This is a genomic window from Acrocarpospora macrocephala (assembly GCF_009687865.1).
GTDB lineage: Bacteria > Actinomycetota > Actinomycetes > Streptosporangiales > Streptosporangiaceae > Acrocarpospora > Acrocarpospora macrocephala.
This window is the reverse complement of sequence record NZ_BLAE01000083.1, coordinates 15,921-29,127: the sequence shown is the minus strand read 5'-3', so window position 1 is coordinate 29,127 and position 13,207 is coordinate 15,921. Positions and strand designations below refer to the sequence as shown.

Sequence of the window (13,207 nt, the reverse complement as noted above, 5' to 3'; positions counted from 1 at the left end):
AGTCTCTCTCAGCCGGCCAACGGCGTGTAGGTGTGCACCTGCTCGAAGCCGCTCGCAGACACGCGGAACACTCCGAATGCCATGTCCGTGCTGCCGTCGGGCCGGAAGGTGTACTTTCCGGCGGTCGGCGCGCTGCCGCCGGCGCGGCGGATCTCGTCGATCAGAGCCCGGCCAGTGATCGACCCGCCGACCGCCCTCGCGGCGGTGCCCGCCTCGACGACGGAGTCATAGGTCAGCAGGGCGTGGATGGTCGTCCTCGCCACGAGGTCTGACAGCGGCCCGGGCGTGGCCGCGGGCACATCGTTGCCCGACACGTAGACGCCGTCCCGCGCGGTCGGGAGGGACGACAGGGCCGCTGTCTTCGCGCCGGAGTTGCTCAGGAAGACACCGGAGTAGCCGAGCTCGCGCCCCTGGCGCACGGCGAGACCGGCATCGTCTCCGGAGGTGGAGGCCAGGAAGATGGCGTCCGGGTTCGCGGCGAGGACCTTCGCCAGCTGAGACCGCACGTCAGTGCTGCCCTGCGGGTAGGACTCGACCGCGACGACCTCCTGGCCGGCTTTCCGTGCCGCGTCCTGCGCCGCCGTGGCCATCGACTGGCCGAACTCGTAGTCGACGTACAGCACCCCGACGCGGCGGGCGGCGGGCCCTCCGGAGGCGAGGAAGTCCCACATCGCCGACGCCTCGGTCGCGGGCAGCGCCTGCATCTGCTGGGCGAGCTTGGCGCCGTTGGTGTACGGCGTGGCGCTGCTGGAGATCAGCAGGCTGGCCACTCCCCGGCGTTCGAGATAGGGAACGATCGCCGAGACGACGTTGGAGCCGGAGCACAGGACGACCTGCACGCCGTTCTGCTCGACCGCCTTCTGCGCGTTCTCCATGGCGAGGTCGGTATTCAGCTGACCGGTGTCGATCGGAACGATCTCGACGGCCGGCCCGCCGTCGGCGGAGACCTTCTGGGCGCCCAGGTCGGCGCCCTTCTCTATACCTTCCCCGACACCCGCGAGGCCAGGACCGTTGGGCACGCAGACGCCCAGCTTCAGGGTGCTCGCCGAGGGCGCGCCGGGGGTGTTCGACGATGTCCCGCCGTCACCGCCGCACGCTGCCATCGCGAGCATCACCGCGGTGGCGGCCACTATCCGGGCATGGCGAAGCCGCAAGACGACCATGTCGCTCTCCGATGTCTCAAGGCCGGAAACCAATGTGATCCGGACATGTGACCCGGAACGATAATTACCGGCCGCAGGGTTGTCAACGCCTCTGTTTACAGATTCGCGTCCTGATAACGCATCTCTGAACTTGGGGTGAGGGTGTTCGGTGTCTGTACTAGCAGGTAGAGGCCAATACTTGACAATCGGACGACGCAGCGGCTCTGCGCGGCCGACTATGATTCCATGCCGCCCTGAATTATCAACAACTCCGTTGACGTGTGCGCGCACGGACGAGCGTCGGTCGCGACTCGAGCTCGACGAGAGGTGAGGGCGACCGGCCCGCCCGTGACGGTTCAGTCGATCACGGGTGCGTGGTTCAGCCCCGGGAGGATCAGCGATCCCGCGTCGACCTGCAGTTCCGCGCCCGTGACGTGCCCGGCCTCGTCCGAGGCCAGCCACGACATCGCCGCCGCGACGGCGGACGGCGGGAGAGCGGAGCGGTTGCGCAGCGCCGCCATCTTCCGGAAGAACGCGGTTCGAGGCGAGTCCCCGCCGAGCCGGCCCGTCTCATCGTTGTCGATCATCGGTGTGTGCACGGCGCCGGGCAGGACGGTGTTGACCCGGACGTCGTGATCGCCGAGCTCCAGCGCGAGGCTCTTCATCAGGCCCAGCAGCCCGTGCTTCGACGCCGTGTAGGCCGCCAGCCCTTTGCGCGCGCTGCGGGCCTGGACCGACGCGGTGGCGAGGATCACTCCCGAGCGGCGCTCGATCATGTGCGGCGCGACCGCCTTGGCGGTCCGCCAGACCCCGCCGAGGTTGACATCGAGGACCGCCTGCCACGTCTCCTCGGCGATCTCCCAGAACTGCGCCGACTGCATGATCCCGGCGTTGGCGACCACGACGTCCAGGCGCCCGAACTCCTCGAGACCGCGGGCGACCGCCTCGTCCAGCGACGCCTGGCTCCGCACGTCGACGGGGACGGCGAGGCAGCGCCGGCCCAGGGCGCGTACGGAACTGGCGGTCCCGTCGAGGTCGTCCCGCCAGGCGGTCGTGGACTGGGCTCCCTGGACGGGGGCGCCGACGTCGCACGCGACGACGTCGGCGCCCTCCGCGGCGAAGGTCTCGGCCACGGCACGGCCGATCCCCCTCGCGGCCCCGGTGACAAGGACGGCTTTGCCCAGATGGCGGGTCACCGGCCGCCCCTCGTCTCGTACATCATGATCATCGCCGAACTCCTTCATCGTCTCCTGGCGCATGTGAGGCCTATTGATAGGCCTCTTGGTCTGCCAATGTCAACATGTATGTTGACAGTCGCCATCGAGGAGCTCGCGGGCCTCAGGCGCCGCGCACGCGGCGCTGTTCCCCGGCCCAGTACGGTTCCCGCAACACCTTGCGCTGGATCTTGCCGACCGGGCTACGCGGCAGCGGACTGTCCCGGAACACGACCGTATGGGGCTTCTTGTAGGAGCCCAGCAGGCGCGCGCAGGTCTCGATGACCGTGTCCTCGTCCAGGTCCGCGTCCGCGGGCTTCACGACCACGGCCATCGGTGCCTCGCCCCACTTGTCGTGCGGCACGCCGAAGACGACGACCTCCCGCACGTCCGGGAGCGTCTGGATCGCCTGCTCCAGCTCGGCGGGCCAGATGTTGAAGCCGCCGGAGACGATCATGTCGTCGACGCGGTCGACGACGTAGAGGTAGCCGTTCCGGTCGAGCCGGCCGACGTCGCCGGTGAGCACCCAGCCGTCCCGCAGCCGGCGGTCGCTCAGCTCGGGGTCGCCCCAGATCCCGGTCATCTGTCCGTCACAGCGGATGGCGATCTCGCCCTCCTCGCCGATGGGCAGGGAGTTGTTGTCCGGGTCCCGGATCTCCAGCTCGGCGAACGGCATCACGCGGCCCGCCGAGACGATCGGCTCGGACCCGGGGACCTCAGTGAACCACTCTTTGGATCCCATGAAGGAGACCGGTACGGCCTCGGTCTGGCCGTACATCTGGAACAGCCTGTCCCCGAACACCTCGTGCCCGGCCCGCGCGGTGCGGACGCTGATCGGCGCACCGGAGATCATCACGGCCTTGAGGGACGGCAGGTCCTGCTTTCTGCCGTCGACCGCGGCCACGATGTCGGCGATCATGGTGGGGACCGCGAAGAACCACCCGATCTCGTCCCGCGCGACGCGCTCGACGAAGCCGTCGGCCTGGAATCTGCGGTCCAGCACGTTGCACCCGCCCGCCAGCCACACGGGCAGGAACAGGTACCCCGATCCGTGGCTGATCGGGCCCACGTGCAGGCACCTGTCCCCCGGTTCGACCGGGGGCAGCATGAAGAACCAGTCGCGGGTGGTGTTCATCCAGGCCCGGTGGGTGTAGGCGATGCCCTTGGCCCTGCCGGTGGTCCCCGCCGAGTGGCGGATGATGAAGGGGTCGTCGAGTTCGACGCGCGGGTCGGGATCGGTGTCGGGGAACGACGCGAGCCAGTCCTCGTAGCCTGAGTCGCGGACGATCAGCGTGATGCCGAGATCGGCCGCGATGTCCTTGATCTCGTGGGCGTACTCCTCGGCCACGACGGCGGCCTTGCACCCGGTGCCCGAGAGCATGTATCGGTGCGCGGCCGACGAGTTGCGCCGGTAGAGCGGCACGCGGATGAGGTTCGCGACGGCGGAGCCGATGTAGAAGTCGGCCGCCTCGACGCAGTTGTCCTCGAGGACCGCCACGCGGTCGCCGGGTTCGAGGCCGACCGCGAGGAGCGCGCCGGCCAGCCGCGTCCCGCGCCGCCAGACCTCACCGAACGTCAACTGACGGCCGTCGCTGGCGATGGCGGGGCGGTCCCAGTGGAACTCTGCGGAGCGACGCATGGCGGTCCTGACGTCCAGCACGACGCTCACCTCCTTGCTGTTGTGGCGCCACCACCCGGGAGGGGGTGAATGTCTGAACGGCATCGAAACGCGCCAGCGGCCATGTGTCAACAAGGCCGTTGATAATTTCTGGAGGCCGTTCTAAGCTCAACGTGTCGGTACCGCCGAGGACGTGTGAGCGGTTTCCCGGCCGGCAGCCGCAATGGTTTTACCTACGTCGCGGGCTTTGGTCCCTGGTGGAAGTGACGTTCGTCCGCAGCGCACGGTCGTGCCGGCAGGGTTCCATGGAGGGAGAACCAAAGCCCGTCGCCATCGTCCGCCCCTCCCGGGAGGAACGGGGTTAGGAGGCAAGGCGGAGTGTTCGTTGATCGTCATGATGCGGGCATGCGGCTGGCCGAGCGGCTGCGTGGGCTGGTCGGCGCCGAGAGCCCGGTCGTTTTGGGGCTGCCCAGGGGTGGTGTGCCGGTGGCATTCGAGGTCGCGCGCGCTCTCGGCGCTCCGATGGATGTGATCGTGGTTCGCAAGCTCGGGGTGCCCTTCCATCCCGAACTCGGGTTCGGCGCCATCGGGGAGGGCGGAGCGCGGGTGGTCAACCACGGCATCGCCCGGCGCGCGCATCTCACGCCGGCGAATATGACCATGGTGGAAGAGGAGGAGCGGGCCGAGCTGCTGCGTCGCGTGCGCCGTTTCCGTGGCGACCGCGCGCCGGTGGATCCGGCTGGCCGTATGGCGATCGTGGTGGATGACGGCATCGCCACGGGCGGGACGGCTCGCGCCGCCTGCCAGGTCGCCCGTGCGCGCGGTGCCGCACGAGTGGTGCTGGCGGTTCCGGTGGGACCGCCGGACACGATCGAGGCGATGCGGGAGGTCGCCGATGAGGTGGTATGCCTTGAGACGCCCGGCCAGTTCTACGCGATCAGCGCCTGCTACTCCCATTTTCCCCAGCTCGCCGACGAGCAGGTAGTCGAGTTGCTGCGGCGGGCGCGCGAGGAAGGCACCACGGAATCCGATCCGTCCGGCTCCGCCGAGGAGGTTCAGGTGGACGCCGGGCAGGTCCGGCTGCCTGGCCGGTTCGTCGTCCCGGCGAACGCCGAGGGAGTGGTGGCGTTCGTGCACGGCAGCGGCAGCAGCCGGCACAGCCCGCGCAACCGGTACGTGGCATCGGTGCTCAACGGCGCGGGTCTGGCGACGCTGCTGTTCGACCTGCTCACCCCGGAGGAAGAAACCGACCGAGCCAACGTGTTCGACATCGAGTCGCTGGCTCGCAGGCTGATCCAGGTCACCGCCTGGCTGGGTGATCAACCTGGGTCGGCAGGTCTTCCGATCGGCTATTTCGGGGCGAGCACCGGAGCCGCGGCCGCGCTGTGGGCGGCGGCCGAGCCGGGCAGCGGGGTCGCCGCCATCGTCTCCCGGGGCGGGCGCCCCGATCTGGCCGGCCCGCGGCTCTCCGCCGTACGGGCGGCGACCCTCCTGGTGGTGGGCGGCCGCGACCAGGTGGTGCTCGATCTCAACAAGGCGGCGCAGGAACGGTTGCGCTGCGAGAATCTGCTCCAGATCGTCCCCGGCGCCACCCACTTGTTCGAAGAGCCTGGAGCCCTGGAGACCGTCGCGGCTCTCGCGCGGGACTGGTTCACCCGCCACTTGACCTAAACACGCCAGAACGCCCATCCATCCCGGATGGGCGTTCTGAGCGATCAACGGCGTTTGATGGCCACCACGGTGTACGGAGTCGTCGGCGTCGGGGTTGTGGTGAAGCGGGCGTTGGGCAGGTAGAGGCGGTCACGGAAGGCGGCGACGGTGGTGGGCACGTCGAAGCGGGCGTCCACCAGGTTGCGTACCACCTTGCCGGACTTCGCGTGGCGGTCCAGGTGGAGGACGGTCACCGTGTTCAGGCGGTTCTGCACGACGTAGAGCGTGCGGTCCTCCAGAAGCAGCCCGTCACCGTTGGCCAGGGACTCGGTGTCCACCAGGGTGGAGACGCCGGTCTGGGGGTTGACGCGGAAAAGCTTGCCGGTGTTCGACTGGATCACGAGCAGCGCCTTGCCGTCAGGGGCGGGGGCGATGCCGTTGCTGTTGATGCCGGTCGCGTAGACGAGGTCTCCGCTCAGCGGGATCTGCACCGCCTCCGCCGGCAGCTCTCCATGGCGCCCGAACGGCAGCTTGTACAGCACCGGGTTGGTCGAGTCGGTGAAGTACGCCGCGTGGCGGGTGAGCACGACGTCGTTGATGAACGCGACGCCGGATGCGAGTTGGTAGCTCGCGAGCACCTCGCCGGTCCGCGTGTCGATCACCCGGGCATCGCCGCCGGTGCCGCCGGAGACGAAGAGCCGGCCCCGCCCGTCGATCTTGAGGCCGAGTGACGGTGTGCCCGGCCCGGGATTGATGATCTGTCCCTGTCCGGTACGCAGATCCGCGCGGTAGATCGCACCGGTCGCCCGCGATCCGAAGTACGCGGTCGCGTCCAAGCCGATGGCGATCCCTTCCGGCTGGAAACCATCCGGGAGGGAGAACTCAGTGGGGAAGACTGTCTTGCTCGCGGAGACCGCTTGGACAGGACCAGACCCGGTTTCGGCGGCCGCGACCGGGGCCGCCACGAGAGCGGCCAGGAACCCCGCTAGGACTACTGCTAACTTCATCAACGAACATCCCATCTGTCAGGGAGACGGACGAGTGCCCCAAATGTCCGCTTGGGCAACGGATCTAACCTATCGAGCGACACGTAAACACTCGCGAAAGATCGTCGCGCGCCAGAGTCAGTGCTCTCGGAGGGAAGGCGTGACATATGCGCGAGGAGATAGACCGCCACGCACTCCCCTCAAGCCGCAAGAGAGCCCACGGCACGGGCGTTATCGCGGCGGCGTGGGTGGTGACGCGAGGGCCGAGCCGGTTGACTCCCGGACGAACAGGCGTGGCTCCTGGGGGATCACCAGGTCGCGCGGGGGCGCTCCGTCGAGCTGGGCGACGAGCTCGTCGACGGCGGCGGCGCCCAGTTCCAGGAGGGGCAGGCCGATCGTGGTGACGGCGGGCACGGTGAAGCCGGCCGCCGGGAAGTCGCCATAGGCGATCACCGAGATCTCCTCGGGGACGCGGAGCCCCGCGTTGGTCAGGAATCGGATGACGCCGATGGCCTGACCGGGAGAGCTGGTGAAGATCGCGGTCGGTTCCGCGTCGAGCAAGGTCCTGGCGGAGGCGAAGCCCGTCGCCTCGGTGAAGTCGCCGAACAGCGGGGGGAGCAGCGGGAGACCCCGCGCGTCGATCGCGCTCTCGAACGCGGCGAGCCGGTCCGCGCCGCTCTCCACCTCCGCGGGCCCGGCCAGGTGGGCGATGCGCCGGTGCCCGAGGCCGGTGAGGTGCTCGACGGCGAGCTCGCTGGCCCTGGCGACGTTCATGGTGACGTTGCGCCCGGAGCCGGCCACCGCGCGGTTGACGAACACGTGCGGGAAAGACGATTCCCGCAGGTGCGCCACCAGCGGATGGTCGGGCACGGAGGAGCCCATGAGCAGCCCGTCGACCCGGCCACCGTCGATGAGCAGGCGCCCGGCCGGCTGCTCGTCGAAGTCCTCGGCGAGCAGCGCCAGGTAGCCGTGCTCGGCGGCGCGGCGGTAGGCGCCGCGCGCGATCGTGATGTACGGAGGGTTGTCGATGGAGGGCGCGATCAGGGCCAGCGCCATGGTCCGCGACTTCGCCAGTGCCCTGGCCCCGGCGTGCGGCTGGTAGCCGAGGTCGTGTGCCACCTGGAGGATGCGCTGGCGCGTCTCGGGCCGCACCGCGACAGTCGGGTCGGCGTTCAGCACCCGCGAGACGATGCTCTTGGTCACCTCCGCGACGTTGGCGACGTCGACGAGGCGCACCCGATCGGGCTGAACTCCTTTCACCTGCAGTCTCCTCCGCGGACCGGCAGACTGATCACTTCAAGGCTAGCCTAGGGCGGAGATTGCTGGGCGTCGATGCCGCCGTCGATGACGATTCGCGCACCGGTGAGCGTGGGCGCGTGATCGGCGGCGAGGAAGCCGACCAGGTGGGCGATCTCCTCCTGCGCCGTCGGCTCGCCCGCCGGGATGCGGGCGCGGCGGTTCGCCGCCTCCTCATCACTGAGCAGGTCCCAGCGGCTGCTCCAGACGTAGCCGGGAGCGATGGCGTTCACCCGGATGCCCAGCGGCGCCAGGTCGATCGCCATGCTGCGGGTGAGGCCGTCCACGGCCGCCTTGCTGGCGTTGTACGCGGTCCGTCCGTGAATGGCCCGTTCCCCGGCGAGCGAGGAGATGTTCACGATCACACCCCGTCCGGCGCGCGCCATCTGCCGGGCGGCGAGCATGGAGCACAGGTGCGTGGCGAAGACGTTGACCTCGAACACCTCGCGCAGGAAACGCGGCTTCTCCGCCAGCACGTCGTCATCGCCGAGACCCAGATGCGCGGCGTTGTTCACCAGGATTCCCGGCGCGAGGCCGCGTGCGGTGAGCGCGGCGAAGCCCGCCTCGATCGCCTCGGGGTCGGAAAGGTCGAAGCCGATCGAATGGACCTCGGCGCCCGGAATCTCGGCGCCGATCCGGGCCGCGACCGAGGCCGCGACCGCCTCGTCGATCCCGTGGACGACCACGACCGCCCCGTCTCGGGCGAGTTGCCTGGCGATGGCCAGGCCGAGGTTGTGACTCGCCCCCGTGACGAGGGCGATCCGCTCCGTGCTCATCGGCTCTCCTTCACGTGCAGCGTCACCTCGGCGTCGGGCCGGATCTCGGTGAGGGCGCCGGTGTAGTGCCGCAGGTCGTGCCGGACGTAGGGATACCGGGCGATCGCGTCCGGATCGATCCGTACGCCCAGGCCCGGCTCCTCGGGGATCTGCGCCAGACCGCCGGTCACGACTGAGCTTTCGGACGAGATCTCGGCACGCCACGGCACGTCGGTCGCCATGGTCTCCAGGTAGGTGAAGTTGGGCGTGCACGCGGCGAGCTGCAGGGTCGCCGCGTTCGCGACCGGGCCCGAGGGGTTGTGCGGAGCGAAGGAGACCTGCCACAGCTCGGCCAGCGAGGCGATCGTGCGCGCCTCCCAGACGCCGCCGGCGTGGGAGACGTCGGGCTGCACGACGTCGGCGCAGCCCCGGTCGAAGACCTCCCGGAAGTCCCATCGCGTGTAGAGCCGCTCGCCCAGCGAGATCGGCGTCGAGGTGCGTCCCTTCAACGCGGCGTAGTTCGCCAGATTCCCCGGGATGAGCGGCTCCTCCAGCCACAGCACGCCGAACTGCTCGAGGGCTCCGGCGACCTGGACCGCCGCCGGCAGTTCGAAGCGGCCGTGCGCTTCGACGATGAGGCCGGCTTCGCCCTCGACGGCCTCGGCCACGGCCTCGACGGCCGCCATCGCGGTGCGCAACGCCGAGGGCGACAGGGTACGGAAGGCCGACCCGAAGGGGTCCCACTTGAGCGCGCGGTAGCCCCACGCGACCGCCGCGCGCGCCTTCTCGGCGAACTCCTCGGGGCGCCTGGCCCCGGCGAACCAGCCGTTGGCGTAGCACTCGACGGAGGATCGCAGCTTGCCGCCGAGCAGCTCGTAGACGGGCACCCCGAGCGCCTTGCCCTTGATGTCCCACAGCGCCATCTCGATGGCCGAGAGCGCGCTGGTCAGCACGGGGCCGCCGCGCCAGTACGCGTCCCGGTAGGCGTCCTGCCACCAGCCCTGGATGTTGCCGAGCTCCCGTCCGGCCAGCCCGTGCTCCAGCGCCAGGAGCGCCGCCTCGACCGTGTGCTCGCGATACTCCAGGGTCGCCTCGCCCCAGCCCTCGATCCCGTCATCGGTCTCGAGCTTCACGAAGACCCAGTTCGTGCGGTACGCGTCGCAGATGTAGGTGGTCAGCGACCGTAGCTTCATCGGTCCCGCCACTGGGCGTCGAGCCCGGCCACCACCGACGCGTCGGTGAGGACGAGCGGATAATCCGTCAGCGGAAGCCGGAATCTGGTCCCGCGCGTGCGCCAGTCGGTCGTGAGGAGATCCGCCGGCTGCTCGACCGCGTAGACCTCACCGGTGAGAACGTCGAACAGCACGGGATGGTCCATGCTGAGCCGATCGTCCCACCACAGCTCCACGTCGATCGTCGCCTGCGCCGACCGCTGCTGCGGGTCCTCGGCGAGCCAGTACGCGAACAGCGGCGCGCCGTCCCGCTCGAAGGTGGCGGCGTACGGCGCGGCCATGAGCGTCGCCCGCTGCGGCGCCGAGGGATCCCGCTCGGTGAACAGGCACATGAGCTCGGTACGCCGCGTCCGGTCGTCGAAAAGATGGCACACCCGGCGCGCGACCTCGAAGGAGTACTTCGGCTGGTAGCTCCCCCCGTGGATCAGGCCCATCATCACCGGCGCGTTGACCTTGTCGCCGGCCTGCCGGTACGGGCGCTCCATGAGATCGACCGCGTGGAAGTAGAAGATCTTGTCGAAGCCCACCCTGAGGTCGGCGAGGAACCTGCGGGCGATCCACTTGGCCTGCACGACCTGGTCCATGGCGTACATGCCGAGCCAGTCGTCGTGGTGGCCCGCGAGCTGCGAGGGGCATCCGTTCTCGCCCTGGTAGAGGGCGATGCGCCGGTCCGGCGAGTGCTCGTCGAGGATGCGGCGCAGCAGGTCGTGCGTGTTCCGCAGGTTGTGCTCCGGCACCATCTGGTACGGGTGGAACGAGAAGGCGTCGATCGACCGCGCGAGCCCGCCCCGCAGCGCGGCCACGAGAAAGGCGGGGTCGACGAGCGACGTGGCGCCCCCGATGATCGTGGCGTCCGGGATCTCGGCCCGTACGGCCTGCGCGGTGACCCGCACGAGTTCGGCGTAGTCGCGCCCGCTGACCTCCCGCGGCTGCCAGAACTGGGGGATGTTCGGCTCGTTCCACACCTCCCAGTGCGTCACCCTGCCGCGATAACGTTCCGCCAAAGCGCGGACGAACGCCGTCCACGCGGGGACCGCGCCGTCGTAGTAGAGCGGCACATAGCCGACCGCGGACTCGTGCGGGACCCCCGGCATGTACAGCTCGTTGCCGAAGGTGACGCTGAACATCGTCTCGACGCCGGCCGCCGCGAGACTGTCGACGATCTCGTCGAGCCAGGCGAAGTCGTACCTGCCCGGCTCGGTCTCGCTGCGGCTCCACCCGGTCTGCACGCGTGCCCATGTGGCGCCGAGCCGCGACAGGTGCGGATAGACCCGCTCCGCGGTGAACATTCTCCGATCGAGGGTTTCGAAGCCGATGCCGAGCCTGGAGGAGGTGATCTCCGCCGTGGTCCGGGAGATCTCGACCCGGCCCGCGGGGCGGACCCCGGCCAGCGGCGGAAGCTGCGCGCGCACGAGCGACGCGACATCTTGGATCTCGATTGGTGTCGTCATGGGATCTCCGGTGTCCTTTGTGCGGTGGAGCGGCTACTTGCCGATCCCGGCGGTGAGACCCTGGATGATCTGCCGGGTCGCGAGGATGAACAGGACGAGCAGGGGCAGCGTCGTGATGACGAGCCCCGCGAACAGCGACGCCCAGTCGTTCTGGTACTCGCCGAAGAAGGTCGTGAGCCCGACGCCGAGGGTGTAGTTGTCGCGGGAACGGAGCATGACCAGCGGCATCAGGAAGTCATTCCAGATCGGCACGAACCGGAAGACCACCACCGTCGCGACGGCCGGCCGTACGAGCGGCACCATGACCCGGAGGAAGACCGTGAAATGGTTGCCGCCGTCCAGGAAGGCCGCCTCCTCCAGCTCGCCGGGCAGCTGCCGGAAGAATGAGACCAGGACGAAGACGGAGAACGGGATGCCGTTGGCCGAGTAGATGAGGATGAGGCTCAGCGGCGAATCGATCAGCCGCAGCCAGTCCATCAGGTAGAACATCGGCAGGATGGCCAGCATGAACGGGATGAGCAACCCGGACATGAACAGCCCTTCCAGGGCGTCGCGGCCGCGGAAGCGCCATCGGGCGAGGGCATACGCCGCCGGCAGCGACACGGCTGTGGAGATCGCCACCGAGGAGACCGTGATCAGGATCGAGTTCAGCGCGTATCGGCTGAAGGACGCGTCCGCCCACGCGCTCACGTAGTTCTCGAGCGTCGGGTCGGTGGGGATGGGCCACGGGTCGGTCGCGATCTGCAGATGGGTGCGGAAGGAGTTGAGGATCATCGTGAGCAGGGGCAGCACGCAGACCGCGGCGTACAGCCACAGCACGGTGGTGATGACGACGGCCTGCGCGTTCCACCGGCCCCGCCGCCGGCGAGCCGGTGCCGTCGCGCCGCCCGGAGCGCGTTCGACGGTGTCCAGCGTAAGAGTCATGAGAGCTTCTCCTCCTGCGCGCGGATCACGCGCCTGCCCAGGAGCGCGCCGCCCAGAATGAACAGGAAGAGCAGCGTCGCGAGCGCTGAGGAGACGCCGAGCGCGTTGCTCGCGCCCGACTGGAACGAGACGCGGAAGAAGAGCACGCTCAGCACGTCGGTGGCCCCGGCGGGTGAGCCCGTCGCGCCGCCGAAGGCGTACGGGAGCGTGAACATCTCCATCGCGCCGATGAAGGTCAGGATCGACACGGTCCCGATCACCGGGGTGAGCAGCGGCAGCGTGACGTGGCGGAAGCGCCGCCAGCCGCCGGCCCCGTCAACGCTCGCGGCATCGTTCAACTCGGGCGGGATCGCGCCGAGCGCCGCGCCGTACAGCAGGACCGGGAATCCGATCCACTGCCACACGCTCACCAGGATGAGCACCGGCAGCGCCGTGGCCGGCTCACCGAGCCAGGACACCGCGAGCGAGTCGAGCCCGAGCGCGTCGAGCGCGGCGTTGACCGGGCCGAAGGTGGGCGAGAGCAGCAACGTCCACAGGTAGCCGACGACGAGGGGGCTCACCAGGTAGGGGGTGGTGTAGAGCACCTGGAACAGCCGTCGTACGGGCCCGAGTCTGTGCAGTTGCACCGCCAGGAACAACCCGGCGGAATTCTGCAGCACGAGCGTCCCCGCGAAGATCGCGATGTTGTGCAGGAAGGCGCGGGGCATCTGCTCGACGAACGGGTGCTCGGTGAACAGGACCACGAAGTTGTCGAACCAGTTGAAGCGTACGAGGTTCGTGCCGCCCCGCCACTCGAACAGCGAGTAGCCCAGGGCGCTCGCCATCGGGTAGAGCAGGACGGCCGCGAACAGGGCGAACGCCGGAAGGATGAACAGGGCGACGACGATCGCCGGCGCGCGCTGCACGCTGGAGGCGTTCTTGGTTGTCTGTGCCATGGGG

General features: G+C 69.3%; 11 protein-coding genes. 1 reads left to right on the top strand and 10 read right to left on the bottom strand.

Annotated elements, in window-relative coordinates:
• Positions 1-8: 8 nt before the first annotated feature.
• The 3 genes from Amac_RS46520 to Amac_RS46510 form a co-directional block, all read right to left on the bottom strand.
• Positions 9-1,163 (bottom strand): ABC transporter substrate-binding protein, encoded by a 1,155-nt coding sequence (locus tag Amac_RS46520; RefSeq protein WP_155360855.1) that lies wholly within the window; start codon positions 1,161-1,163, stop codon positions 9-11.
• Between the two features lie 335 nt (positions 1,164-1,498).
• Entirely contained in the window at positions 1,499-2,401 is a 903-nt protein-coding gene (locus Amac_RS46515) for a mycofactocin-coupled SDR family oxidoreductase (protein ID WP_218041694.1), read from the bottom strand.
• 79 nt (positions 2,402-2,480) lie between these two features.
• Entirely contained in the window at positions 2,481-4,025 is a 1,545-nt protein-coding gene (locus Amac_RS46510; protein WP_218041693.1) for a class I adenylate-forming enzyme family protein, read from the bottom strand.
• Positions 4,026-4,379: 354 nt separating this feature from the next.
• Between Amac_RS46510 and Amac_RS46505 the strand changes: the two genes are divergently transcribed.
• Complete coding sequence (locus tag Amac_RS46505; protein WP_155360854.1) at positions 4,380-5,645, top strand: phosphoribosyltransferase family protein; 1,266 nt, start codon at positions 4,380-4,382, stop codon at positions 5,643-5,645.
• A gap of 44 nt (positions 5,646-5,689) precedes the next feature.
• Here the strand turns inward: Amac_RS46505 and Amac_RS46500 are convergent, their stop codons facing one another.
• From Amac_RS46500 to Amac_RS46470, 7 genes are all read right to left on the bottom strand, one after another.
• Positions 5,690-6,631 (bottom strand): NHL repeat-containing protein, encoded by a 942-nt coding sequence (locus Amac_RS46500; protein ID WP_155360853.1) that lies wholly within the window; start codon positions 6,629-6,631, stop codon positions 5,690-5,692.
• 210 nt (positions 6,632-6,841) lie between these two features.
• A complete protein-coding gene (locus tag Amac_RS46495) occupies positions 6,842-7,870 on the bottom strand; it encodes a LacI family DNA-binding transcriptional regulator (RefSeq protein WP_155360852.1) in 1,029 nt (342 codons plus the stop codon).
• Positions 7,871-7,917: 47 nt separating this feature from the next.
• The gene (locus tag Amac_RS46490) at positions 7,918-8,682 is read right to left on the bottom strand and encodes an SDR family NAD(P)-dependent oxidoreductase (RefSeq protein WP_155360851.1); all 765 of its coding nucleotides are present in this window, start codon (positions 8,680-8,682) and stop codon (positions 7,918-7,920) included.
• A complete protein-coding gene (gene dgoD, locus Amac_RS46485) occupies positions 8,679-9,854 on the bottom strand; it encodes a galactonate dehydratase (RefSeq protein WP_155360850.1) in 1,176 nt (391 codons plus the stop codon). Before dgoD ends, Amac_RS46490 begins: the two co-directional genes overlap by 4 nt.
• On the bottom strand, positions 9,851-11,344 hold the full coding sequence (locus tag Amac_RS46480) for a GH39 family glycosyl hydrolase (protein WP_155360849.1): 1,494 nt from the start codon (positions 11,342-11,344) through the stop codon (positions 9,851-9,853). Before Amac_RS46480 ends, dgoD begins: the two co-directional genes overlap by 4 nt.
• 33 nt (positions 11,345-11,377) lie before the next feature.
• A complete protein-coding gene (locus Amac_RS46475) occupies positions 11,378-12,268 on the bottom strand; it encodes a carbohydrate ABC transporter permease (protein ID WP_155360848.1) in 891 nt (296 codons plus the stop codon).
• Entirely contained in the window at positions 12,265-13,203 is a 939-nt protein-coding gene (locus tag Amac_RS46470) for a carbohydrate ABC transporter permease (RefSeq protein ID WP_155360847.1), read from the bottom strand. The genes Amac_RS46475 and Amac_RS46470 overlap by 4 nt, the downstream gene beginning before the upstream one ends.
• Positions 13,204-13,207: the final 4 nt, after the last annotated feature.